This is a genomic window from Companilactobacillus farciminis KCTC 3681 = DSM 20184 (genome assembly GCF_002706745.1).
In the GTDB taxonomy this organism is placed as follows: domain Bacteria; phylum Bacillota; class Bacilli; order Lactobacillales; family Lactobacillaceae; genus Companilactobacillus; species Companilactobacillus farciminis.
The window spans coordinates 2,416,654-2,442,857 of record NZ_CP017702.1 but is presented as its reverse complement, the minus strand read 5'-3'; the positions used below and the strand labels follow the sequence as shown (position 1 = coordinate 2,442,857).

The following is a 26,204-nucleotide window of genomic DNA, read 5'->3' as shown; positions in this document are numbered from 1 at the left end:
CGAATAATCAAATAATCAAATTGATTATCGATTGCGTAGTAACGAGGGACGAACTATGACATTTTCAATTAAAAGTAGAGCAGAAGATTTAAAAAAATTAAAAACTAGAAGACTTGATTTACTAATCATTGGTGGTGGTATTACCGGAGCAGGTGTTGCTCTACAAGCTAGTGCTGCTGGTATGAGAACAGCTTTGATTGATATGCAAGACTTTGGAGCTGGTACTTCATCAAGATCAACGCGACTAGTTCATGGTGGTATTAGATACCTTAAGAATTTTGATGTTGAGGTTGTTTCTGATACGGTCCAAGAACGTGCAGTTATTCAACACGTTGCACCACACGTAACTAGACCAGATCCAATGTTGCTACCAATTTATGACGAACCAGGTACTACATTCTCAATGTTTTCTGTAAAAGTTGCCATGGATCTTTACGACCATTTGGCAGGTATTAACGAATCAGAACATCTTAAAAAGTATGCCAACTATACTTTGAATAAAGATGAAGTATTGAAGTTAGAACCACAACTAAATGCAGAAAATCTTGCTGGTGGTGGAATCTACCTAGATTACTTAAACAACGATTCACGTTTAGTTATTGAAAACATCAAGAAAGCTCATGACTTGGGTGGATTAATGCTCAGCCGTGTGAAAGCGGTTAAAGTTATCCATAATCAATTTGGTAACGCTTGTGGTGTAACGGTTAAGGATATGATTAGTGGAGAAGAATTTGATGTCAAAGCTAAGATTGTTCTTAATGCTTCAGGTCCATGGTCAGACTTTGTTAAAGACCTTGATGACAAACATGATAAGAGTAAGACACAAATGCGTCCTACAAAAGGTGTTCACTTGGTTGTAGACCAATCAAGATTGAATGTTCCAAAGCCAACATACTTCGGTTCAGGTACTAATGATGGTCGTATGATCTTTACAATTCCAAGAGACGGAAAGACCTACTTTGGTACTACTGATACAGACTTTAAGGGTGATTTAACTCATCCTAAGGTTGAACAAGGCGATGTAAACTACTTATTGAATATTATTAATAAGAAATATCCAGAAGCTCACATTACTCTTGATGATATCGAATCAAGTTGGGCTGGTGTACGACCACTTGTTGCTGAAGAACCTGCTCCAGCTGCTGAAAAAGAAGAAGAAAAACCAGATGCAGTTTCTGGTGCTAGTGACTCGGGTAGTCATAAATTAACAGCATCACAAGTTTCAAGAGGAAGCTCTTTGAAACAAGCTGATGACGGATTGATCACATTAGCTGGTGGTAAGTTAACTGACTATCGTAAGATGGCAGACGGTGCTATGAAGATGATTATTGAAATCATGAATACACAATATGCTCGTGATTACAAACCAGTTGATTCAGCTAATATCAAGGTTTCTGGTGGTGACTTTGACTCAGATCACGCTGAAGAAGCACTTGAAAACTATGCTAAAGAAGCTGTAGATGCAGGATTAGACCCAGTGGGAGCAGAAAAGCTGGCTAACTTATTCGGTTCCAATACAGAAGAAATCATTGCAAATGCTAAGAATACAAAAGCTATTCCAGGATTGAGTTTGGCAGAAACATTGAGTTTACGCTATTCAATGGAAAATGAAATGACTCTAACTCCAGAAGATTACTTATTCCGTCGTACAAACAACTTGTTGTTCAACCACGATGAAATTAGAAATATTAAGACTGGCGTTATCAATGAAATGGCTAAGTATTACAACTGGACTGATGATCAAATTAAAGATTATACAGAAAAGACAGATGCTATGATCGATGAAGCTGAATTGGACGACTTGAAAGATGCAGCTGCAGTAAAAGCATAATAGATTGTTTTAAAATAAGAAATTCTTATTGCTAGGAGACTCATCATGTCAAATTATACAAAGACCTATCATGCATTAGGTACAGAGATAAATTTAACGGTTTTTCAAGAAGGGCAAGTACCAGCTCTTGATAAAGCTTATGAATTGATTCAATATTGTGAAGATGTTTTAACTGTTAATCGAACTGAATCGGAAATTATGTCTATAAATCATGCCGCTGGTAGCCATGCAGTGTCAGTTTCGGAAATAAGTTACGATTTAGTGAAAGAAGCAGTTGAAGTGAGTCAAGAAAATCATGGCTTTAACGCAGCTATTGGGCCTTTAGTAAAATTGTGGCATATTGGTTTTTCAGACGCTGAGGTTCCTAGTGATCATGAAATTTCTCATACTCTCAGATTAACTAATCCAAGAAGAATAATGCTGAACGATAAAGAGAAATCAGTTTTTCTTTTGGATGAAGGCATGGAGCTAGATTTAGGTGGCATAGCCAAAGGATATATTGCTGATGCAATTAAGCGGCTCTGGGCCGGTGAAGGTGTTAATCAAGGAATTATAGATTTAGGTGGTAATGTCTTATTAGTAGGAGAAAGTCTTCATAGTAGTGGTCTCTGGAAAGTTGGGGTTCAGTCACCATTCGATTTTCGAAGCGATTATTTAGGGATGTTGAAAATACATAGTAATTCAATCGTTACTTCTGGAATTTATGAAAGATTCTTAAATAAAAACGGACATAGCTATCACCACATTATGGATCCAAAGACGGGCTATCCAGTGAAAACAGATTTGTTGGGGGTCACGGTAGTTAGTCCAAGATCAATCGATGGAGAGATTTGGTCAAGTCTTGGATTTTATAATGATTATGAAGGAACACTGAGATTATTGCACGATGATTCAATTGGGTTAATTTTTGTTTATAAAGATAGAACAGTCCGGATAACGGATAATTTAAAAGACAGATTTACGCTTACAGATTCGTCATTTAAGATGAAATAGAAATTTTACCATTCATGTGTGGAAAGCATGAATGGTATTTTTTTTGTAGAATAATTGTTACTGTTTAAATTGTTTTTGAAAGAAATTATAATTACTCTTATAATAGTGTTTAAGATATAACAAAGTGTTTAAAAAGGTTGGATAATTTTGAAAGCGGTTGATAAAGTATATAAAATTATTAAAGATAATTATGCGGATGAATGGACAGATACTATGGAAATAGCTAAAAAAGCTGAACTTAGTAGAAGTGTGATCAGTATATATTTGTCTCAATTGTATAAGGAAGGTAAGTTAACTAAAAAATCCGGAAGACCTGTTTTATGGAAGTTAGCACAAAATAATGCTCCGTTTGCTAATTTGATAGGATATTCAGGAAGTTTAAAAGAAGTTGTCAAGAAATGTGAAGAATCGATTGTTTATCCACCCAACGGATTTCCATTGATTATTACGGGTCCAAGTGGCGTTGGAAAGAGTTTTTTGGCAAAAAATATTTATAATGAAGCAAAAAAATTAGGTGCTATATCTGAAGATGCTAAGTTTATAACTTTGAATGCTGCAGACTATGCGAATAATCCTGAACTATTGTCTTCAGTATTATTTGGATATAAAAAAGATGCATTTACCGGTGCTAATGAAAATACTTTAGGGTTAATTGATCGTGCGGATAATGGATACTTCTTCTTAGATGAAATTCATAGATTGCCAAAAGAAAGTCAAGAAAAGCTATTCTCACTGTTGGATTCTGGCAAGTTTTATCCCCTAGGTGAAAATGATGTTCCCCATAAAGTAAATGTTAGATTTGTTTTTGCCACAACAGAAAAATTAGATAATTTCTTACTAAAAACATTTATGAGAAGAGTTCCATTACACGTTTCACTGCCATCATTTAAAGATCGACCTTTGACTGAAAGGTTATCTTTGATATTTAATGCATTTAAAAATGAGTCAATCCGAGTAGACCGAAAATTTTTGGTATCCAATAAGATAATAGAAAAGGTATCTAAAAATAGTGAACCTGGGAATGTTGGGGCTATGGAAAACGATGTTAAGCTTCTCTGTGCGTCCGCGTATACACAACATCCTGAGGATAAAGAAATACATATTGGTGATGATAAAGATAAAAATTATGTCATTGTAGATAAGGATTTTGATGTTAATAATTATTCGCCCATTGAGGAACATGAATATGGTTTGTTAAGCGATGTATATGATTCATTATTAAAATTAATTGATACGGATAATGATATTCAAAGTCAAAAATTATTGTTGATGAAATTCTTGAAAAACATTAAATCCTTAAAGGATGAAAGTTTGATTAATTCCATCGCTTATAAAATGAAAGCTGGATTTAAAAATACTTTAAAGAAGAAATATGGAATTGGATTAAAATTGGACGATACGACAATTGATCAAATAGCCTTTGGGATATCTCTGTATTATTTCATAGATGATTATGAATTCGATACTAGTGAATTGATTAGTCGATTTGAAAGTTTGTATCCACGTACGATGTATATTTATAAGCAATTTTTAAGCACAATCAATACTGATGAAAAATTTATAAATATGTCAATCATGTGGTTGCTATTAATATTTAATGGCAAATTGAAAGAGATAGAAAGTATTAAGTACACTGGCATCATTTTAGCCCATGGGGATAGTACAGCAACTAGTATTCAGAGCGTAGTAAATAATTTATGTGGAAATTATATTTTTGAAGCCTTTGATATGCCGATAGACGTTTCAATTCATCAAATAAATTCATACGTTCAAAATTATATTCAAAATCAAAAGGACCATGATCATAAGGGCATTTTTGTGTTATTTGATATGGGATCACTGACTCAGATGTTTTCTGAAATTAAAAAATATTCAGATAGTGAATTGTTAGTTATTAATAATGTCACGACAGCAACGGCATTGGATATTGGTATTAGAATACAAAGAAATGATTCATTTAAAGGAATTACCAAAGCTGCAAATAAGTTTGGCAATGCTTCAGGAACTCAATATTATGAGGGACTTTCTGATTCAACAAATATTGTTGTATCTTGTATGTCTGGTGTTGGGTTATCTGAGGAAATTAACCGTATGATGTTAGAAAGTCTTTCTAATACTTTTAAGATTATTACTATGGATTACAAAGATTTAAAACAAACACTAGAAAATCATGAACAAAAATTCTTTAATAAAACAAAATTTGTAGTAACTACAACTGATATTGATACTAATTTGAATATAGATATTATTAATATTTATGACATTATGGAAGAGTCAGGTTATCATCGCTTTGAAGATCTATTGATAAGTTCAGGTGAGCAAAAGCCTAATATTGCTAATCTAATGGATAAAATGTTGAAGTTCTTTACTATTGAAGGAATTAAAGATAGATTACAATTCTTGAATCCAGACGTTGTCATCGATGAAGTCCAATTAATCACGCGCAAATACCAAGAGTATTATGATATTTCTTTGGATGGTAAAACAAAACTGAATCTTTATATGCATTTATCTCTTATGATAGAGCGGATGTTGATTAATTCTCGAAAGCCAGATACTTCGAGCGTTGCTTTTGAAAGTGATAAGGAAAGAGAATTTTATTCTGTATCGAAAACAATTTTCAAAGGTATAGAGTTGAAATATAATTTTAAAGTTAGTGATTATGAAATATCATTGATGTACCAACTATTACATAGTTATATTTAATTGTATTAAGTGCTTAATTTATATTAAGCACTTATTTTTTTTGTTTTTAAAATGTTGGTTTAATAGCCTTTTATAAAGTTGGCACGTAACTTGCTTATATAAAAGTGAGGAGGAAGTTCAAATGAAACGAATAGTGGTTGCCTCACATGGAAGCATGGCAGAAGGCATGAAAAATACAATTGAATTATTTGCTGGTCATAAAAATAATGTGGATTATATTTCAGCATATACAAAGAAAAATGATGATTTGAATCAAACAATAAATGATTTATTCAATTCGTTTAAAAGCGATGACAAGGTGATTATTTTTACTGATTTAATGGGTGGAAGCGTCAATCAAAAGATGACCGTTAAAGCTCAAGAGAATCCAAATGTATTTATTATTTATGGCTTTAATTTACCGGTGGTGATTGAGGCAATCCTTTCCAATGAAGAAGTTAATGGTGAATATGTTAAAAAATTGATTCAAGTTGGTAGAAGTAGTTTGGGAACAGTCCCAGTAGAAGAAAAAGAAATAAAAAATAATGATGAAGACTTTTTTAATTAGGAGGAAATAAAAAATGATTAAAGTTATGAGAGTAGACGAAAGATTAGTACATGGTCAGATTGCAATGGTTTGGTCAAAAGAAATGAGTATTGACGGAATCGTAGTTGCTAACGACGATACTGCTGCAAATCCAACACAACAAATGGCTTTGAAGATGGCGGTTCCTTCAGGAATTAAGGTTATCGTTAAAACAGTCGCTGGAGCCATCGATTTATTAAATGATCCACGCGCAAGCAAAATGAAATTATTTGTTTTAGTAAGAACAGTTTCAGACGCTGAAGCAGTGGCAGAAAAAGTTTCCGGTATTGAATATGTCAATTTAGGAAATGTAGGTAAGGCCTCAACAGATCCAAAAACAACGTTGACACAATTTGTTATGCTAACTGATCCAGAAATTGAATCTTTGAAGCAATTGGTTAAATTATATCCAGATACAGCCTTACAAAATTTACCAACAGATAAAAAAGAAAAGGCTACTGACTTTATTAGTAAATTGAATTTGTAGAAATTATTGAAGACGAGGAGAAATTATTATGTATGAAGCATTCGCTGTCGCTTTAGTTGTCTTTCTAACTGTCGGTGGACAAGAATTGTTAGGCTTTTCCATGCTAGGAAGACCAATCGTTATTGGACCACTTGTAGGATTACTATTGGGAGATGTTAAAACCGGTCTAATGATTGGTGCATCTCTAGAAACTATTTTTATGGGTATTGTTAATATTGGTGGTGCCAGTGCTGCTGAACCAGGTTTGGCTAGTGCTTTGGCTGTTGCTTTCGCTATTATGATGCATGGTGGTTTGGGTGTTGCTCTACCACTTGCTATTCCTTTAGGTATTATCGGATTACAAATTAAAACTTTAATTTATGTTGCTGTCGTTGGTCCTTTTGCAAGTAAGTTTGACAGTATGGCAGCTAAAGGCAATCAGAAAGGTATTGTCAGGTTGCATTATGGATTATGGACGTTGCAATGGTTCCTATATTCATTAATTCCATTTTTTGCTATGTTGTTTGGTTCAGAAGCTACACAAAAAGTATTAAAAATGATTCCTAATATTATCGTTCATGGTTTAAGTGTTGCCGGAAATGTTCTTCCTGCAGTTGGTATGGCTATGCTAATGAAAATTCTTTGGGATAAGAATATTTCAACATTTTACTTCTTAGGATTCTTGTTAGTTGCATACTTAAAACTACCATTAATCGCCGTTGCAGTTATGGGAACGATTATCGCTATTTTAGTTGCTCAAAGAGATTATCAACTACACAATATTGGACAAAAAGTTACTGCTAAACCCGCAGTTGCTCAAGAAACAAATACAACGGAAACCAAAGAAGAACAAGAAAATGATGATTTCTTTAGTTAATGATTAGGAGAATAACATTATGAGTAAAATTTCAAAGAATTTGACTAAGACAGAGAAAAAATTAATTAGACAAATGTATTGGCGGTCATTTACTTTGTATTCAGCTGTAACTCCTGCTAAACAGGGTGCATCTGGATTTGAATATTCTATGCTACCATTTATCAATCATTTTTATAAAAATGATCAAGATAAAAAGGATGCTATGGTAAGACACATGTCATATTTCAATACCAATCTTGCCATGTCACCATTTGTAATGGGTGTTACAGCATCTATGGAAAAACAAAACAGTGAAAATGATGATTTCAATGCGGAATCTATCAATGCTATTAAAACCAGTTTGATGGGTCCATTAGCTGGTATTGGTGATTCAATCTTTTGGGGAGTGTTGAGAGTTATTGCTGCAGGTATTGCTATCAGTTTAGCGAAAAGCGGTAATATTGCAGCACCAATAATTTTTCTACTATTATTCAATATTCCTGTCCAACTAGTTCGTTGGTATGGTGGACAATTAGGTTATACATTAGGTTCTAACTATATTGGAGAATTGTATGAAAAAGGACTAATCAACATTTTAACTAAAGCCGCAAGTATTGTTGGGTTAATGATGGTTGGTGCCATGACAAGTAGTATGGTTATTTTCAAATTAAAATGGAACATGGTTGTTGGTGGAAAAACCATTCTTAAATCTCAACAAATGTTGGATCAAATATTTGTTGGTCTTTTACCATTAGGAATTACGTTACTATGCTTCTGGTTGTTAAAGAAAAAGAACGTATCAATTAATTGGCTAATTCTTGGAACAATTGTTATTGCAGTGGTTCTAGCAATGGTAGGTGTTGTTTAGTGACACAAGAATGGTGGAAAAATGCTGTTATTTACCAAATCTATCCTAAAAGTTTTTTGGACACTAATGGCGATGGTGTTGGTGATTTAAATGGGATAGATAGGAAATTAGATTATTTAAAAAAATTAGGAATAGATGCCTTATGGATTAGTCCAGTATATTTATCACCACAAATTGATAATGGGTACGATATAGCAGATTATAGGAAAATAGATCCAATGTTTGGTAGTAATACCGATATGAAGAAGTTAATTTCTGATGCTCATAATCATGGAATCAAAGTCATCATGGATTTGGTAGCTAATCATACTTCTGATCAATCTCTATGGTTCAAGGAGAGCCAAAAGTCTAGGGATAATTATTTTAGTGATTTTTATATTTGGAAGGATCCTCAAAAAGACGGTAGTGAACCAAATAATTGGGGATCTAACTTTGGAGGATCTGCCTGGACTTATTGTGAAGAACGCCAACAGTATTATTTACACTATTACGGCAAACAACAACCAGATTTAAATTGGGAAAATCCTAAGGTCAGACAGGCTATTTATGATGTGATGAGATATTGGAAAGCTCATGGAGTAGATGGATGGAGAATGGACGTTATTACCTCTATTTCAAAGAATCAGGATTTTCCTAATAATGATAATCCCCATGGATTGAAATATGTTGTTGGCAATCAAAATAATGGTCCTAGAATGCATGAATTTATCCATGAAATGAATCAAGAAGTGTTGGAGCCATTCCATATGATGAGCGTTGGTGAGGCACCTGATAGTAAGAGCAAAGATACAAGAAGCTTAGTTGATCCGACCCGTAAAGAGCTGAATATGGTATTTACGTTTGAACATATGCATGTTGATAGAAAACCAGGCAGTGTTAACGGTAGGTGGGCCATCCAACCGGCCAATATTGTAGAGCTTAAAAGGATTCTTTTTGATTGGCAAAAAAACTTAGAAGGTCATGGATGGAATGCTTTATATTTTGAAAATCATGATCGAGCCAGAACTCCTTCAAGATGGGGAAATGATAAAGAATATAGATATGAGTCAGCAACTGCATTTGCAACAGTACTTCATGGACTAAAAGGCACACCCTTTGTTTATCAAGGAGAAGAAATAGGGATGACTAACCCTGAATTCAACTTAGATGATTATGAAGATATTGAGTTAACTACTAATTACAAAAAATTGGTGGAAAATGAAAAGACTATTAGTTCAAAAGACTTTTTGAAAGCAGCCCGCAAAATTAGTCGGGATAATGCAAGAACTCCGATGCAATGGAATGATAAATTGAATGCAGGATTTACTAGTGGAAAACCATGGTTTAAGTTAAATCCTAATTATCCATCTGTTAATGTGGATAAAGATTTATCTTCAAGTAAGTCTGTTTTTAAATATTATCAAAAGTTGATTAGATTGAGACATACTAATGATATTTTGGAATTTGGCGATGCAAAGTTGTTGATGCCAGATGATAAAGATATTTTCGCTTATACACGACAATATAAAAATCAAAAGTAGTTAATTATAGCTAATTTATCAGGTCACTCTAGGCTGTTGGAATCATTAAATAAGTATAAGGATTCTAAAATCGTTATTAGCAATTACGAAGAAGTTAAGTTTGGTTCTATGAGACCATACGAGGCGTTGATTCTTCAAATAAATAAATAAGAAAAAGCGATATTAATCAAACAAAAGATTAATATCGTTTTTTATTTAGGATTTATAAAGTGTGCAAAAAAATAAGTGATGATGTGTGCAAAGTGTGTGTATGGATATTTTTTTGTTGATATATCAACGTTTCTAGAAATTGGCACGGTACTTGCTTATATAAAAGTGTACAGGATAAACGGGAAGTGATGTTATGAAAATTGTATTAATTAGTCATAGTAATATGGCGGTGGGAATGAAAGATACTTTAAATATGATTGTAGGAGATGATAAGAACGTTCTTGCGTTTGCCGCGTATATAAACGGAAGTACGGCTGAAATTCAGAAAGTAAAGGATCTAGTAGAGAATAATCAAAGTGAACAATTTATCGTTTTGACCGATTTGCTAGGTGGTAGCGTAAATAACGAAATGATGCAATTGTTGGAAAATAACAAAAATATTCGTTTAGTTACAGGAATGAATTTGCCATTAGCTATGCAATTGCAATTAAAAGCAGCCACTACCGAAAAGATAAATGATGAAGATTTAAACCAAATAATTAATGAGAGTAAAAAGGCATTAGCCAATGTAAAAAATTTATTAGTAGAAAAGAGGATGAATGAAGATGATCAAATTTTGTAGAATCGATCACCGTCTATTGCACGGACAAGTAATTTTTTCTTGGACTAAATCAGAGAGTATCGAAAGAATAATTGTTGTTGATGATACAGCAGCTAATGATGAATTTAAAAAAATGTCATTGAGTCTTTCAAAACCAACAGGAGTTAAATTAAATATTTTTTCAGTTGATACAGCGATTAAAAATATTCCAAAGATTAAAAAGCTATCCGAAAAAGTTATGTTGATTTTTGGAAATACAAATTCAACGTTAGCATTTGCCAAAGCATATGGAGATTTAAAGGAAATTAATTACGGAGGTATTCCTGAAAAAGAAGGTTCAAAGAAGTTCAGTAATACTATTGCTTTGACAGAAAAAGATATCGAAAATTCAAAAGAATTGAGTGATATGGGAATAACACTTTATATGCAACAGATTCCTACTACAAAGAAAGAATCATTGAACGACAAATTATAAGAGGGAAGTGAAAGCAATGTTTTATAAGGCCCTAATATTAGGAATAATCGGAATTATTGTTGTTTGGGATTCCAGATTATTCGGTAGATTGAATGTAGAACAACCTCTAATTGCAAGTACTTTAGTTGGAATAGCCTTGGGGGACGTTACAAAAGGTTTAATGGTTGGTGCAACTTTGGAACTTATTTCACTTGGTTTGGTAAACGTCGGTGCTGCTGCTCCACCAGATATGGCACTAGGTTCAATTATTGCCGCAGCATTTGCTATTCTATCAGGCGCTACGGCTCAAACAGCACTAACAATTGCTATTCCTATTGCGGTTCTAGGTCAATTATTAGCAATCGTTTTGAGAATGGGTATGTCTTCATTTAATGTTTTAGCAAATAAGTATATTGATCAAGGGAAGTTCAAATCGGCAACTAACCTACATATTTTCTGGGGTTCCGCTTTATATGCTATTAGTTACTTTGTTCCAATCTTTGTTTCAATTTATTTCGGAACTGGATTAGTTAAGCAAGTAGTTGCGGTAATACCAGATTGGTTAACTAATGGTTTAACAGTTGCCAGTGCAGTTTTGCCGGCATATGGATTTGCATTATTGCTTTCAACAATGCTTTCAAAAAAGATGGCTCCTTATTTCTTTATCGGATTTTTAATCACAGCATACGCTAATACAAGTGTTACCGGTGTAGCTTTATTCGCTATTCTTATTGCTATCATATTAGATCAAATTATTTATAAAGATAAAAAATCATCTTCAGATGATGATTCATTAGATTCCTTGTAGAAAGAAGGTCAAGTAAATGTCAAAAGAAGAAACTAAAGATGTAGCTTTGAAAAAGCAAAATAATAAAAAGTATTGGCAATTTTTCTGGCGTTCATGGGCTATTCAAGCTTCTTGGAATTATGAACGTCAAATGAACTTAGGATTTCTTTATGGTATTGCACCAACGTTAGATCGAATTTATAAGGATCCTAAAGATATCGATAAAAAGAAAGCGGCATATAAAAGACACTTGGCTTTCTATAACTGTACTCCTCAGACATCATCCTTTGTTTTAGGTTTATCGGCTTCAATGGAGGAGCAACTAGCCAAGGATCCAGACGACTTTGATCCAGAGTCTATAAGTGCCGTTAAATCCAGTTTGATGGGTCCTCTATCAGGAATTGGTGATTCGTTCTTTCAAGGAACAGTCAAAGTTCTAGCTTTTGGATTAGGTATTAATTTTGCGCAAAAAGGAAATATTTTAGGACCAATTTTAGCTTTACTAATTTGTTTAGTACCTGCTTGGTTAGTAACTTGGTATGGCGCTAAATGGGGGTATACAGCCGGAAATCAGTTCTTATCAAAACTAAATTCAGAAGGTGCAATGGATCGAGTGATGTTTATTGCCGGTGTTGTTGGTCTAATGGTAATTGGTTCGATGGTCGCTAGTATGATTCCCCTTACTACACCGCTTCATATGGGAACAACATTTAAATTACAATCAACACTTAATACCGTAATGCCAAAGATGATTCCAGTTGCATTAACAATGTTCATGTATTGGTTGATTCAAAAGAAAGTTAAAACAGGTTGGATTCTAGCAATTTGTATTGTTGGTGGAATTCTTGCCAGTGTATTTGGAATTTTAAAGGCTTAACAAAAAATAATCATGGAGGCAATTATGTTTGATTCAAGCTAATAAATAGTCGGGATTCTATAAATCAAACAGTCAAAGTAAAAACAATCAGGAGGAATTTTAATTATGTTATCACCAAAGGAAATTGTAGCTAAGATTTTTAAGGAAGAATCAGATATTGAAAATGTAATGTTTGTTGGTTGTGGAGCTTCAATGGCAGATTTATATCCAGCAAAATATTTCTTGGAAAAGAATGCTAAAAAGTTAAGAGTCAGTCTATCAACTGCTAATGAATTTAACTATGATACACCAGCCGCATTAGGTAAGAATACTATTGTAATCGTTGCTTCTCTCGGTGGAACAACACCAGAATCTGTTGAAGCAACAAAAGTTGCAAGTAAAGGTGGAGCACATGTAATCTCCGTAACAAATTCAGAAGGATCACCACTAACAGAAGCTGCAGAGTTTGTTATTGTTCACGGATTCCACGAAAGCTATGCTGCTAAAGTAGCCAAGATGAAGAATGTATTATTATTAGCTGTTGAAATTCTTCAAGCTAGTGAAAAATATGCTCATTATGATGAAATGATTAGTGCCTTGGATAAGATTGATGGATTAATTAATGAATCAGTTAAGTCAGTTGCACCATATGCTAAGAAGTTTGCTCAACAATATAAAGACGATAAACTAATCTATGTTCTATCAAGTGGAGCAACATACGATGTAGCATATTCAACAGCTAGTTTCTTATTCATGGAAATGCAATGGATTGCTGCACCAACATTGAACTCAGGTGAGTACTTCCACGGCCCATTTGAATTGACAGAAAAGAATGTACCATATCTTCTATTTATGAATGATGGTCCTACACGTCATTTGGATGCAAGAGCATTGACATTCCTACAAAGATTTGATGCAAAAGTTACAACAATTGATGCTAAGGATTATGGTTTGGCATCAATCGCTTCAGAAAATGTCATTGATTATCTAAATCCAATGCTCTTAACAGGTGTAATGCGTGTATATGCTGAAGAATTAGCAATCGCAAGAAAGCACCCTCTAACAAAGCGTCGTTACATGTGGAAACTTGAATATTAATCACTTGTTAAAATATAAGTGTGAAAACGGATTGGCATGAAGTCAACCCGTTTTTGCGCATCTATTTAAGCGAGGAGGAGAACCGATGTCGGTAAGTACAATTGAAAAATATCTCGATAAAATTTCAAAATCTGCCATAGAAAATCATGATTTTGATTTATTAGAGACGAATAATATTGCACAAAAATTGAAATTATCAAGGAGTACGGTTAGCCGGTATTTGAATGAGGGATATAAAAAAGGAGAGTTTTCTAAAATTCAAACTCACCCAATAAAGTTTATTTCAATACGAATATTGAAAAAGTATTTCAAAGAACCATTTTTAAATTACGACACTGTACAAAAGATGATGGACAGTGAAAGAATTCATTCAACAGATAGCGGTGATATTTTTAATGCAGTTATTGGATCTGGCGGTAGTTTAGTTAATCAAATCGAAGAAATAAAGACAGCTACTTTATATCCAGGGAAAGGATTGCCCATTATGCTAATGGGTCCAAGTGGTTCAGGAAAGACTTTTTTAGCACATAAAATTTATGACTACTGTGTTCAAAAGAATCTAGTAGCTAAAAATTCTAAGTTTCAATCTTTAAATTGTGCACAGTATTTTAATAATCCTGAATTATTGTCTAGTTTATTGTAGAGAAATTATTTTCTTTCATGGATACGGGGCAATACTCACCTATAGGAAATGATAGTATCAAGCGTAAGGCTTCAGTAAGATTAATATTTGCTACAACTGAAAAATTGGATTCCACTTTTTTACCAACATTTGTAAGACGTATTCCTGTTATTATTAATATTCCTAGTTTTAGTTCTAGACCACAAAATGAAAAGGTACAATTGATTGATTATTTCTTTATGAATGAAAGTAAAGTATTAAAAAGAAGGATAAGTGTATCTACTCAATTAATCAATGTGTTGGCATCTGCAGATATGGAAGGAAATATTGGGAAGTTAAAAAATTTAATTAAGTATTCTAGCGGAAATTCCTACGCCAAATTTGAAAATTCTCCTGAAATAAAAGTAAATCTATCTAATATACCGGTAAATTATTATCAGAATTTAATTCAGTATAAAAAATTTGAGAATGAACCCAATGAATATGTGACTTATGATTTCGAGGGTGGAGTATTACCACATCATGTAAATAAAACTATCAGAATAATCAAAGAATTGTACGTCAATACGATCAATATTATATGGAAATTTTTCAATGAAGAATTTGATAAACAGCAATTCTTAAATCACATTAACAAAAATGTTGATATGTTGTTTGATAGTATTCTTTTTAATACGGAGTATAAAAATTTAGATGATTCTGAATATGAATTTTTGGTATATCAAATAAAATCAGTTTTTGATTTTATGCAGGAAAGCTATGGTTATCCCAAAGATGGTAATCAAATTATTGCTATTGCTACTTTGTTAAGATCGAAAAATTTACAATCAGTTTTAGATGAGGATGAGATATGGAATTTACATAAGTCGCAGATCATTAGTGAATTGAAGAGTAATTTTAGTAAGTCATATCAAGTTGCAACAAGGATATTATCTCTATTATCCAGTAAAATGGAACGTGATATTTTGCAAGAAGATATTCTAATGGTTACTTTGTACGTCGCCAAAAATATAAATAAAGTATCCAAACAGGACTTGCATGCAGTCGTTGTTGCACACGGATATTCAACGGCAAGTAGTTTAGCCAATGTGGCAAATAGAATGTTAAAGGACAATATTTTCCAGTCAATAGATATGCCGATAGATACCACGACTAAAGATATTGAAACAAAATTAGTTGATTATATTAATACGGTAAATATTGATAAAGGTCTTATTCTATTAATAGATATGGGTTCTCTCAATCAAATAGGTAGTAGTATCAATGAAAAATTAAATGTTCCTATTTTAATGATTGATCATGTTTCTACCCCATTGGTTTTAAATGTTGGAAACATGATTTTACAAAATAAAGGTATGAATGATATTAGAAATGATGTGCAACTAAATAATAAGATAAATAGTCGTATTTTATTGCCACATAAAAAACAAAAGAAGGCTATTATTACATGTTGTCATTCGGGAATGGGTAGTGCGGTTCAAATTCAAGAAATTATCAAGAATAGTTTAAAGAAATTTGATGTAGATATAGAAATCTTGCCTTATGATTTTAATAAGTTATCTAGGAATAAGAGAAACGAACTACCATTTGAGTTGTATGATGTTATTGCTATTGTGGGAACAGCTAATCCAAGTATAAGCGGGATACCTTATTTATCTTTGGATGGATTATTGTCCGGAGATCATATTGACCAACTAATTGATATCTTGAATGATACAAAATCAATGGATTATTCAGAATTACGTGATTCCTTAGTAGTTAACTTTACAATCAAGCGAATGATTTCTAGTGTTACAATTTTAGACCCTAATAGTTTGATTCAAATAACTGATTCAACTGTTACAAAGATGGAAAAATTATTATCAACGAAATTTAAAACCAATAAGAGAATTTTATTAATAATTCATGAATCAGGTATGGTAGAAAGACTTATTAGACGCCAAAAGGTCGATGAACAACCTGACTTAAATGAATTCAAAGAAAAGCATAGCGATATGTTTAAGTTTGTAAAACAATCTCTTGCACCGATTGAAGAACAATATAATATAGAAGTCAATCCAGAGGAAATTCGTTTAATTATTGATATTATACTTGGAGATGACTAATGAAGAGCTAGCTTAAACGCTAGCTTTTTTATATGCAGAAACGGATGAGAAATTTAAATCTTGTCATCCGCTTACATAAATGATAACTTCTATTACAACAAGAAATACTATAATAAACATATAAATAAACTTAAGCATCTGGGGGAAATACATTAATGGTCGTTGAAATTTTATACCAAAAAGTGGCTGATGATATCAAGAAGAACATCTTGTCAGGCACTTACGAAGTCGGCAGTTTGATTCCAACTGAAAACGAATTGGAACAAAAGTACGACGTCAGCAAGATCACAATTCGAAAGGCGGTCGAAAAATTAGTTGCCGAAGGTTACTTGAAGAAGAAGAGCGGCATCGGAACGCGTGTTATCAGTAACAACCTCTTCAACAAACTATCTAAAGCTAAGTCATATTCTTCAATCGTCAATGAATCAGGCAATCTGACGAAACAGATTCTAACAGCTAATGTTTTGGCTACTAAGGATACACCAGTAAAAGCAGAATCAACTAACAAAAATATTGTCTATATCAAACGTTTATATTTATTGGATAATAAACCTTTTATCATCGTTAATCACTATTTACCAAACATTGACGTAGCAGATGAACTACAAAGCTTGAAGAATCAATCATTATACAAATTTTTACGTGATAATGGACAAGAAATCAATAGTTTCAGTGATGAATTCAGTGCTGTAAACATAGATGAAACTGACAAAAAAATTCTTCAAAAGCAAGATAACCTAGCCTTGAAGCGTATTAGACGTGGCTTTGATAATAAAGGAAAATTAATTGAGTATACTGAATCTATTTATGACAGTAATAAAATGCCATACAAAATTGAATATGAGATTTAAATAATCTTTATTTAAGCGTTTACATTATAACATTATAATGTTATTATATTTGCGAAAAAGGAGGGTACTACATGGATAACTTTATTAATTTTTTGAATGTTAAAATCGTGCCAGTTGCGAACAAAATGGGCGCACAACGACACATGATGGCAATCAGAAAGGGTATCATTTCAACGCTACCACTAACGATTGTTGGTTCGTTCTTCACGATTATCAACAACATACCGATCGAAGCAGTCGCTAAAATGTTGGAACCGTACAAAGATATTTTGGATATTCCATTTCGATATACAGTCGGAATTTTAGCTCTTTATGCGACTTTTGGAATTGCCTCATCATTGGCTGAATATTACAAATTAGATAAATTGACCAATGGTATTTTAGCAGTCTTAGCTTTTCTGATTTCTGCTGCAGCTCCAATTCAAGTAACCGATAATGTCAAAGGTGTAATCGATGCTGGGCGTTATATCAACATTGCCAATCTATCAGCATCATCACTTTTTGCATCGATCGTGACAGGTCTTTTGACAGTTGAAATTTATCGCTTCTTCAAAGAACGCAATATCACTATCAAAATGCCGGACGGTGTTCCACCAGAAGTTTCCAATTCTTTCGTAGCTTTGTTTCCAGCGGCATTTATCTTGCTATTTTTCTGGTTCGTGAGATACGTTTTGGGCTTCAATATCTCTACTTTCTTAACGACAATTTTGATGCCATTGAAGGGGGTTCTAGTTGGTAACAGTCTCTTCGGTGGTTTACTAACAATCTTCTTGATTACTGGTTTTTGGACTTTGGGAATTCACGGGGCAGCTATTTTAGCACCGATTACTAGACCATTCTGGGAAATGTCAATTGCTCAAAACATGGGTGAATTCACAAACGGAACTAGTGCTCATCAACTTTCAACAATTTTTACTGAACAATTCTTGCAATGGTTCCTTTGGATCGGTGGTGCCGGTGGTACGTTGGCATTAGTAGTTTTGTTCATGTTTTCTAAGTCAGCTTATCTAAAAGATTTAGGGAAACTGTCATTTTTACCAGGACTTTTCAATATCAATGAACCAATTATCTTCGGTGCACCTATCGTAATGAATCCTATCTTAGGTATTCCATTCATTCTGGGACCTTTGGTGACTGGGACACTCTCGTATGTCTTAACGATAACCGGAGTAGTGCCGATGATGATGGCTCGTTTACCATTTACTGTTCCTAGTCCTTTAGGAGCTTTCGTCAGCACCAACTGGAGTATTCCAGCGATGATTTTAGTTTTCGTTAACTTCTTGATTGATTTAGCAATTTACTATCCATTCTTTAAAGTCTTTGAAAAACAACAATTGGAAAAAGAATAGGGTGATGAGATGATCGTGTTTCTACTATTATTTATCTATTTTGTTACTTGCGAGATCTTGGTTCAAAAAGGATTCGTGCCTAAATTTCTCAAACAATTAAAAGCAGGCAAATTGATCCTGATGTCATTTTTGATAATTTTTTTGACAGCAGTTGTCAGTTTTTTCTTTAAACCAGCAGTAATTCTCGTAATTTTAAGTACGATCTATTTATCCATCAATATTTCAGAGTATTACTTGAAAGAATTCAAGAAAATGGAAAGAGGTAAGAAAATATGACCAAACGGTCTTTAGGTATCTCGCTTTATCCAGATCATAGCAATTTGGATGATGACAAGCGTTATTTGGTTCAAGCTAATCGTTATGGTTTCACGAGAATTTTTATGAGTATGTTGGAAGTTTCTGAAGGCAAAGAAAAAGTCGCCAAAAAATTCAGCGATTTGATTGGTTTTGCTAAAGATTTGGGATTTTCTACGACCCTAGATATTGCTCCTAATATTTTTGATCAACTAGGAATTTCATATGATGATTTGGATTTCTTTGCTGAATTGGGCGCCGACGCAATCAGACTGGATCAAGGATTCGACGGTCAAAAAGAAGCGTTGTTGTCATACAATCCTCAAAATTTGAATATTGAGTTGAATATGAGTAACGACGTTGCTTATTTGGACAATATTCTCAGTTATTCAGCTAATCAGCCATTCATTTATGGTTGTCACAATTTTTATCCTCAACGAGGAACTGGTCTACCACTAGATTTCTTTATCAGTGCTTCAAAGCGTTTCAAAAATCATGGTATCGAAACGGCTGCTTTTATCACTTCACAAGTTGGTAATATCGGTCCTTGGGATATTAATGATGGTTTGCCAACTTTGGAAATGCATCGTGATTTGCCAATTGAAGTCCAAGCTAAGCACTTATTTGCAACTAATTTGGTCGATTGCGTCATTATTGGTAACGCCTATGCTTCTGAAGATGAATTGAAAAAACTCAGCGAGATCAATCGTTACCAATTAGTTTTCAACGTAGAATTATCCGAAGATATCAACCAAGTTGAGCGTGAGATTTTACTAGATAATCAACACGTCAGACGAGGTGATATCACTGATTTGGTAATTCGTTCGACTGAAGTTAGAAAGAAGTACAAGCATAACGACAACCCTGTCAGTCAATCCTCCCATGATTTCAAACGTGGCGACATCGTTATTGGCAATGACAACTTCGGTAAATACAAGAATGAATTACAAGTCGTGCTCCAAGATCACACTGATGAACGTAAAAATAAAGTTGCTCAAATTTCTCAAACTGAATTATTCCTACTAGATTACGTTGGACCTTGGAATAAATTCAAGTTCAGGAGGTAATCGTGACTAGTCTTTACATTAAAAATGGCAAGGACATCAGTGGTTTTCCTTTGGAAGTCTTGATTGAAGATAAAAAAATTGCTCAGATTGGTCCCAAATTAAGCGTTATAACGGCTGATTATGAGATTGATTTGCAGAATTCTTCTTATATTAGTGCTGGCTGGATTGATGACCACGTGCACTGTTATGAAAAATTGTCACTCTATTACGATGATCCCGATAAAGTTGGTTACACGACTGGTGTTACGACAGTGATTGATGCTGGATCGACGGGCGCCGATAATATTGAAGATTTCTACCAGATAACTCGTCAAAAGAAGACCAATGTTTTTGCAATGATCAATATTTCAAGAACTGGTATTTTAGCTCAAAACGAGTTAGCCGATATGACCAAGGTTGAATATGCACCACTACAAAAAATGATTGACCAATATCCAGAGTTTATCGTTGGTATCAAAGCGCGTATCAGTAAATCGGTCGTCGTCGACAACGGGATTAAACCACTGATAAAAGCCAAAATTTTCCAAAAATTGTTAACGCAACATTTACCACTAATGGTTCACGTCGGAACTAATCCACCAACCCTGACTGAAATTATGGATGTTTTAGAAAAAGGCGACATCATCACGCACTGTTTCAACGGCAAAGCTAATGGCATTTTGAATGAGAATGGACAAGTAGAAGAGTTTGTCAAAGCAGGTCTGGCCAAGGGAATCATCTTCGATATCGGTCATGGTTCGGAAAGCTTTAATCTCAAAACTGCCCAACAAGCTACCACAGAAAATATTTTTGCTCAAAGTCTCAGTACTGACATCTACCACCACAATCGAGAACTTGGTCCTGTATATGACATGGCAACGTGTATCGAGAAAATGCTGTATCTCGGCTTCGATTTGAAACAAATTATTCCGATGATCACTACCGTTCCTGCCCACAATTTCAATTTGGATAAAGGCGAGTTATTGGTTGGAAAAGATGCTGATTTAACGATTTTTGATGTCAAAAAACAAACTAAAGAATTAATTGATTCAGATGGCAATAAATTTCAAACTAACACTGTCGTTGAGCCACTTTACAGCATTATCGGCGGTCAAAGTTATGCGATAGGAGAGAACAATGGATCTATATGATAAGTACAAGTTAAAGCGAGTCATCAATGCTGACGGTAAAATGACGATTTTAGGCGTTTCCAAGGTTTCAGATGAAGTGGTAGACGCTCAAAAATTAGGTGCACAAAACTTCTTTGAAATGTCAGATCTGTTAGTTAAAACTGGTGAATATTTAGCTCATTTAGTTGGTAGTGAAGATGCTTTAGTAGTCAACTCTGCTTCAGCTGGAATCGCCGAATCGTTAGCTGGAATTATCGGTCAAGGTAGTCAATATCACGTGTACCATCCTTATACTGACCGCATTACTAAACGAGAAGTGATTTTACCTATGGGCCACGATGTCGACTACGGAACACCGGTGGATGTAATGATTTCAGTTGCTGGTGGGAAAATGGTTCCAGCTGGCTATAGCAATATGTGTAAACCTGAACACTTAGAAATGCAAATTACTGACCAAACGGCCGCAATTTTATACATCAAGAGTCATCATACGGTTCAAAAGAGCATGTTGACGATACCAGAAGCGATAGAAGTTGCCCATCGTCACAACTTACCGTTAGTTTTAGATGCAGCGGCTGAAGAAGACTTGTTGAAATACGTCAAAATGGGTGCTGACATTGTGATTTACAGTGGTGCTAAAGCAATTGAGGGACCTGCCTCTGGGGTGATTTTCGGTAAAGAAGAGTATATCAAGTGGGCTCGCATGCAAGGATTTGGAATTGGTCGAGCTATGAAGATTGGTAAAGAAAATATCATTGGTTTGACAGCCGCAATCGCTAAATACTTAAAAGAAGGCTCAGAATATGGTGAGTCAATGATTGAAAGGCTCAAACCATTCGTCGATAACTTGGATCAAATACCCAATATGGATGTCAAAATTGTTCAAGATGGTGCAGGGCGTGCAATTTATCGTGCTGAAGTAAAACCGATTGGGGATTTAACTGCTAAAGAAATTTGTGATCAATTACGAAATGGTGAAACAGCTATCTATGCTCGAGAATATCGAGTTAACGAAGGCATCATTGAATTTGATATTCGAGCTGTTAATGAAATTGAGATGTACCAAATCGTTTCACGACTAAAAGAAATTGTTGGAGGAAATTAAGATGAGTTTACAACCAAATTATTTGGAAAATGGAATCTGTTTGAATGTTTTGGCTAATTCAGTTCAAAATGCTAAGGACTGCTATGAAGCCGCTGAAGGCCACGTGGTATTAGGAGTTTTAACTAAAAATTATCCAACTGATGAAGCTGCTATTGCTGACATGAAAGAATATCAAAAGGCTATCGACAATGCAGTTTCAGTAGGTTTAGGTGCAGGTGATCCCAATCAAAGTAGTATGGTAGTCAGAGTTTCAAAGGCCATTCAACCACAACACGTCAATCAAGTATTCACCGGTGTTGGTGCTAGCCGTCAAGCTCTGGGACAAAATGAAACTATCATCAATGGTTTAGTTTCCCCAACAGGCAAAGTCGGTTTCGTCAATTTGGCAACTGGTCCTTTGAGTAGTCAAACAGCTCCAACTGAAGTAAGTATTGAAACAGCTATCGCATTGCTAAAAGATATGGGTGGCTCTTCCATCAAATTTTTCCCAATGAAAGGTTTAACTCACAAGGAAGAATATGAAGCTGTTGCAAAAGCTTGTGCAGAAAGTGATTTTGATCTTGAACCAACTGGTGGTATTGACTTAGATAACTTTGAAGAGATTGTTCAAATTGCCGTTGACGCTGGTGTAAAACGAATCATTCCCCACGTTTACAGCTCAATTATCGATGAAAATGGCGATACTAGACCAGAAGATGTTGCCAAGTTATATCAAATAATCAAAAGATTTTAGAGGATTTTCGGATGAATATTTTAGCCTTTGGCGAAGTTATGCTGCGTTATACCGTCAATGATCATAAAATGCTCGAACAAACTGACGACATGACGGTCACAACTGTGGGGACGGGCGTTAATTTGTTGAGTAGTTTGGCCCATTTTGGCTACGACACATCGATTTTAACTGTATTGCCAGATAATCCTATCGGAAAAAAGGCTGCTGCAGACCTACGAAAACTCGGTATTTCCGATCGAAAAATTATTTATCAAGGTCACAATATCGGTAGTTTCTTCGTAGAATTAGGTTTTGGACCACGACCTCAGCGAGTGACGTATCAAGACCGCCTATCCAGTGCTTTTAGTAGGAGTAAAATTGAGGATTACGATTTTGAAAAAGCTTTAACGGGTGTGGATATTGTTCATATTTGCGGCATTGCCTTGAGTCTAACTGATCAAACGCGAAAAGCCGCCAAAAAATTAGCTCAAGTAGCTCAATCGAGAAATAAAACTGTCTGTTTTGATTTTAATTATCGGATGAGCTTAAATTCAGAAATTGACCATGAGACCATGAAGAAACGATACCAGGAAATTTTGCCATACGTTGATATCGTCTTTGGTAGTAAGAGGGATTTGACTGATTTGTTGGATTACCAAATTGATGATGAGACTGAATTGTACAAAAAATTCTGTGTCGAATATCAAATCAATTTCTTTGCTGGCAGTCGTCGCAGTATTGTTGATGGTGAGAAGTATTTTGAGGGTTTCTTGTTCCATCATGACAAAATCTATCGTTCTAGTAAGCATAAATTAAATATCATCGATCGAATCGGTAGTGGAGATGCCTTTGCTAGTGGAATAATCTGTGGGCTGCTAGAAAAATGGACTTTCGAAGATATCCTAGAGTTTGCCGTCGCAAATTCAGTTTTAGCCCAAGCATCGATGAATGATACACCAATCTTTACTAAGGAAGATGTCTTTGGTTATATTGATAGTGATGGATCGAATGATTTGATTAGATAAGAAAAAACTTACTATTTAATGGAGATTGGATATGGAGAGAGAAATTAGTATTGATTCCATTTTAAAAGAGGAATTAAAAGATCCAGAATTCAGACGCGGATTTGAAATTGAAAATATTAAGTTAAAGATTGCAGTTGAAGTTTTTGGAATTCGCGAGAGATTGGGATGGACACAAAGTAAATTAGCCCAGGAAGCAGATGTCTCTAAATCGACAGTAATGGAAATAGAAAGTGGAAATAATATTAATATTGAAACATTAAGCAAACTAGCTACTGCAATGGGAAAAAAGTTGACGATAAATATTGAATAACGACATTAAAATAAGACCTTGATAGAATTCATTAACTGAGTTCTATCGAGGTCTTATTATTTGTTATGCATAGTAATTGATATAAAACTAAAAAGCACTATTCAAACGGATCTTGCATCTGCGTTACGTAAACGGTCATACGTTCAGAATAACTAGAATCTTTAAATAATGAGGCGATTTCTTCATGTAAATCACTGAGATTGTCAGTAATCACACCATCAGCACCCATAAAAATCATTCGATCCATGTTGGAAGTATCGTTAACAGTCCAAGCAAAGACTTTCTTTTGTTGAATGTGCGCTTGGTCAATGAAGGAATCATTTAGAGTCGTGTATTCCATCGTGAAAGCATTGGAATTAGTGTAAGGAACTCCGAAGAGATTAAATGGTAAGACGTAACTAGTCTGAATCTTAGGTAAAAGACGCTTGGTATCTTCGATGTATTGATAATCCAAAGAGTGTACCATCGCTTTGTTTTCTTGCAATTTCTTGCCATACTTCTTTGCAAAAAGACTGACGAAATCGGACTTGTTACCAGAAACATCCTTTAATTCGACTAATAGTTTTTGATGCAATTTTGTAGCGGTGGCTAAATACTCATCAAAACTTGCTATGCGAGTAGTTTTGCCATTTTCGTGAACTTGAATTTGAGTTAATTCATCTAAGGTCAACTGACTCGGAGTTTTGTTGATGCCAGCTAAACCTTTTAGCGTGTTGTCATGGTAAACGACAAACTTGTGATCTTTAGTTTCTTGAATATCCATTTCGATGTAATCAGGTTTTTCTTTGGCGGTGGCTTTTAGTGATTCAATAGTGTTTTGAACACCATTGCCGTTGTCAACACCTCGATGAGAAATGGTCAAAGGTGGTTCTAGTAACCAGTTGTTGAAGTAGGTAATGTCGTAAGTGACAAAACTGACGATGACAGCTGTTCCTAGGATACCCCAGAACCATTTGTGATAGCGGTGATTACGTTTAGGATAAAAGTAATTCGTATGTGTATTACTCAAGATGATCAAGATAGCCATCCCAGTAGTATAAATTCCCGTAATGTAATTAATCAGTTGAATAGCAGTCATATTGACGACAGCCATTGGAAAATCTAGAGCTTTTAAGGCACCAACATGATCAATTAAATATTGGAAGGCAATCAAGATACTTGTTGAAACAGTGATGAAGATTGCGACGACAGCTAACAAAATTAAGAAAATACCTAAATAGTAAAGTTCTTGGTGTCTAGTCTTATTCCAACTGTGACGAATTGAAGTTTTGATAGATTTATTTTCGAAAATCATCGAAGGAAGTACTAAAATCCAACGAATTCCGACATACAAAACTACTAAATAAGCCACAATCAACAACAAACCTAGTGGTAAGTGTTCTTGAAAGAGCCAATCGAGAATGAATTGAGGAATCTTGACCTTGCTTAAAAGAGTCGAAGATAACCCAAAGCTGCCGAATGGTGTGATGATCAAAAAATACAATAAAAAGAATCCGAAAGCTTTGAATGGCAATCCAAAGAGATTTTTACTGACGCTCTTGAGATAGTCCCACCAACTTAGGTTGGCGTGTGATTTGATAGCTTGAAAACTGACTAATAATAAAGTGAACTGCGCAAAAACCAGTAATAATAGTAGAAACAGGACCAATATTAGTCCGATTACCACTAGTGGCTTGTGCATGATCAACTCCAAAGCATTGGTATATGAAACGTAGTTGACGTTACCCAAAAAGTTGATGCCGTTAGCTAAAAAGCTCAAAACGGGAATCAAGATAAAATGAATAATCAACTGAATTAAGATGATAATTTGACTGTATTTCCAAAAATAACGCCAAAAGTTGCTGTTTTGACGTCGGAATTCTGCGAGTATCCCCATAATTTTCCCCCTGTTTTCTACTACTAAT

The 26,204-nt window shown here is 34.4% G+C and carries 24 protein-coding genes; 23 read left to right on the top strand and 1 reads right to left on the bottom strand.

Annotated features, from left to right (window positions below; genetic code table 11):
* The first annotated feature begins 55 nt into the window (after nucleotides 1-55).
* From LF20184_RS12100 to LF20184_RS11985, 23 genes are all read left to right on the top strand, one after another.
* Nucleotides 56-1,831 (top strand): FAD-dependent oxidoreductase, encoded by a 1,776-nt coding sequence (locus tag LF20184_RS12100; RefSeq protein ID WP_010018096.1) that lies wholly within the window; start codon nucleotides 56-58, stop codon nucleotides 1,829-1,831.
* Between the two features lie 45 nt (nucleotides 1,832-1,876).
* On the top strand, nucleotides 1,877-2,824 hold the full coding sequence (locus tag LF20184_RS12095) for an FAD:protein FMN transferase (protein ID WP_010018097.1): 948 nt from the start codon (nucleotides 1,877-1,879) through the stop codon (nucleotides 2,822-2,824).
* Between the two features lie 147 nt (nucleotides 2,825-2,971).
* Nucleotides 2,972-5,530, top strand: a complete 2,559-nt coding sequence (locus LF20184_RS12090; protein WP_056945197.1) for a sigma 54-interacting transcriptional regulator — start codon at nucleotides 2,972-2,974, stop codon at nucleotides 5,528-5,530.
* 121 nt (nucleotides 5,531-5,651) lie between these two features.
* The gene (locus tag LF20184_RS12085) at nucleotides 5,652-6,077 is read left to right on the top strand and encodes a PTS sugar transporter subunit IIA (protein WP_010018098.1); all 426 of its coding nucleotides are present in this window, start codon (nucleotides 5,652-5,654) and stop codon (nucleotides 6,075-6,077) included.
* 13 nt (nucleotides 6,078-6,090) lie between these two features.
* Nucleotides 6,091-6,582 (top strand): PTS sugar transporter subunit IIB, encoded by a 492-nt coding sequence (locus LF20184_RS12080; protein WP_010018100.1) that lies wholly within the window; start codon nucleotides 6,091-6,093, stop codon nucleotides 6,580-6,582.
* Between the two features lie 28 nt (nucleotides 6,583-6,610).
* A complete protein-coding gene (locus tag LF20184_RS12075; RefSeq protein ID WP_010018102.1) occupies nucleotides 6,611-7,438 on the top strand; it encodes a PTS mannose/fructose/sorbose/N-acetylgalactosamine transporter subunit IIC in 828 nt (275 codons plus the stop codon).
* 19 nt (nucleotides 7,439-7,457) lie between these two features.
* Nucleotides 7,458-8,285, top strand: coding sequence for a PTS system mannose/fructose/sorbose family transporter subunit IID (locus LF20184_RS12070; protein WP_010018103.1), 828 nt, complete (start codon nucleotides 7,458-7,460; stop codon nucleotides 8,283-8,285).
* Nucleotides 8,285-9,805 carry an alpha-glucosidase gene (locus tag LF20184_RS12065; RefSeq protein WP_010018107.1) on the top strand — a complete coding sequence of 507 codons (1,521 nt, stop codon included), beginning with the start codon at nucleotides 8,285-8,287 and terminating at the stop codon, nucleotides 9,803-9,805. The genes LF20184_RS12070 and LF20184_RS12065 overlap by 1 nt, the downstream gene beginning before the upstream one ends.
* 343 nt (nucleotides 9,806-10,148) lie before the next feature.
* Nucleotides 10,149-10,577, top strand: coding sequence for a PTS sugar transporter subunit IIA (locus LF20184_RS12060; RefSeq protein WP_010018108.1), 429 nt, complete (start codon nucleotides 10,149-10,151; stop codon nucleotides 10,575-10,577).
* On the top strand, nucleotides 10,561-11,031 hold the full coding sequence (locus LF20184_RS12055; protein ID WP_010018109.1) for a PTS sugar transporter subunit IIB: 471 nt from the start codon (nucleotides 10,561-10,563) through the stop codon (nucleotides 11,029-11,031). Before LF20184_RS12060 ends, LF20184_RS12055 begins: the two co-directional genes overlap by 17 nt.
* Before the next feature lie 16 nt (nucleotides 11,032-11,047).
* Nucleotides 11,048-11,818, top strand: a complete 771-nt coding sequence (locus tag LF20184_RS12050; protein ID WP_010018110.1) for a PTS mannose/fructose/sorbose/N-acetylgalactosamine transporter subunit IIC — start codon at nucleotides 11,048-11,050, stop codon at nucleotides 11,816-11,818.
* Between the two features lie 16 nt (nucleotides 11,819-11,834).
* Nucleotides 11,835-12,674: a PTS system mannose/fructose/sorbose family transporter subunit IID gene (locus LF20184_RS12045; protein WP_010018111.1), complete on the top strand. Its 840-nt coding sequence runs from the start codon at nucleotides 11,835-11,837 to the stop codon at nucleotides 12,672-12,674.
* A gap of 105 nt (nucleotides 12,675-12,779) precedes the next feature.
* Complete coding sequence (locus LF20184_RS12040; RefSeq protein WP_010018112.1) at nucleotides 12,780-13,751, top strand: SIS domain-containing protein; 972 nt, start codon at nucleotides 12,780-12,782, stop codon at nucleotides 13,749-13,751.
* Between the two features lie 85 nt (nucleotides 13,752-13,836).
* A complete protein-coding gene (locus tag LF20184_RS13015; RefSeq protein ID WP_029606420.1) occupies nucleotides 13,837-14,394 on the top strand; it encodes a sigma 54-interacting transcriptional regulator in 558 nt (185 codons plus the stop codon).
* A 17-nt stretch (nucleotides 14,395-14,411) separates the two neighbouring features.
* A complete protein-coding gene (locus LF20184_RS13010) occupies nucleotides 14,412-16,478 on the top strand; it encodes a PRD domain-containing protein (RefSeq protein ID WP_056945198.1) in 2,067 nt (688 codons plus the stop codon).
* A gap of 155 nt (nucleotides 16,479-16,633) precedes the next feature.
* On the top strand, nucleotides 16,634-17,329 hold the full coding sequence (locus LF20184_RS12025; RefSeq protein ID WP_010018114.1) for a GntR family transcriptional regulator: 696 nt from the start codon (nucleotides 16,634-16,636) through the stop codon (nucleotides 17,327-17,329).
* Nucleotides 17,330-17,400: 71 nt separating this feature from the next.
* On the top strand, nucleotides 17,401-18,678 hold the full coding sequence (locus LF20184_RS12020) for a PTS sugar transporter subunit IIC (RefSeq protein WP_010018115.1): 1,278 nt from the start codon (nucleotides 17,401-17,403) through the stop codon (nucleotides 18,676-18,678).
* A 272-nt stretch (nucleotides 18,679-18,950) separates the two neighbouring features.
* A complete protein-coding gene (locus LF20184_RS12010; protein ID WP_010018117.1) occupies nucleotides 18,951-20,039 on the top strand; it encodes a DUF871 domain-containing protein in 1,089 nt (362 codons plus the stop codon).
* Between the two features lie 2 nt (nucleotides 20,040-20,041).
* Nucleotides 20,042-21,169 (top strand): EF_0837/AHA_3915 family putative deacetylase, encoded by a 1,128-nt coding sequence (locus LF20184_RS12005; protein WP_010018118.1) that lies wholly within the window; start codon nucleotides 20,042-20,044, stop codon nucleotides 21,167-21,169.
* Entirely contained in the window at nucleotides 21,156-22,253 is a 1,098-nt protein-coding gene (locus LF20184_RS12000; RefSeq protein ID WP_010018120.1) for a DgaE family pyridoxal phosphate-dependent ammonia lyase, read from the top strand. Before LF20184_RS12005 ends, LF20184_RS12000 begins: the two co-directional genes overlap by 14 nt.
* Before the next feature lies 1 nt (nucleotide 22,254).
* Entirely contained in the window at nucleotides 22,255-22,986 is a 732-nt protein-coding gene (dagF, locus tag LF20184_RS11995; RefSeq protein ID WP_010018122.1) for a 2-dehydro-3-deoxy-phosphogluconate aldolase, read from the top strand.
* Between the two features lie 11 nt (nucleotides 22,987-22,997).
* Nucleotides 22,998-23,990, top strand: coding sequence for a sugar kinase (locus LF20184_RS11990; RefSeq protein WP_010018123.1), 993 nt, complete (start codon nucleotides 22,998-23,000; stop codon nucleotides 23,988-23,990).
* Between the two features lie 31 nt (nucleotides 23,991-24,021).
* Entirely contained in the window at nucleotides 24,022-24,300 is a 279-nt protein-coding gene (locus LF20184_RS11985; protein WP_010018124.1) for a type II toxin-antitoxin system RelB family anti-toxin, read from the top strand.
* A gap of 97 nt (nucleotides 24,301-24,397) precedes the next feature.
* Here the strand turns inward: LF20184_RS11985 and LF20184_RS11980 are convergent, their stop codons facing one another.
* Nucleotides 24,398-26,176, bottom strand: a complete 1,779-nt coding sequence (locus LF20184_RS11980; protein WP_010018126.1) for a glycerophosphodiester phosphodiesterase — start codon at nucleotides 26,174-26,176, stop codon at nucleotides 24,398-24,400.
* Nucleotides 26,177-26,204 lie beyond the last annotated feature (28 nt).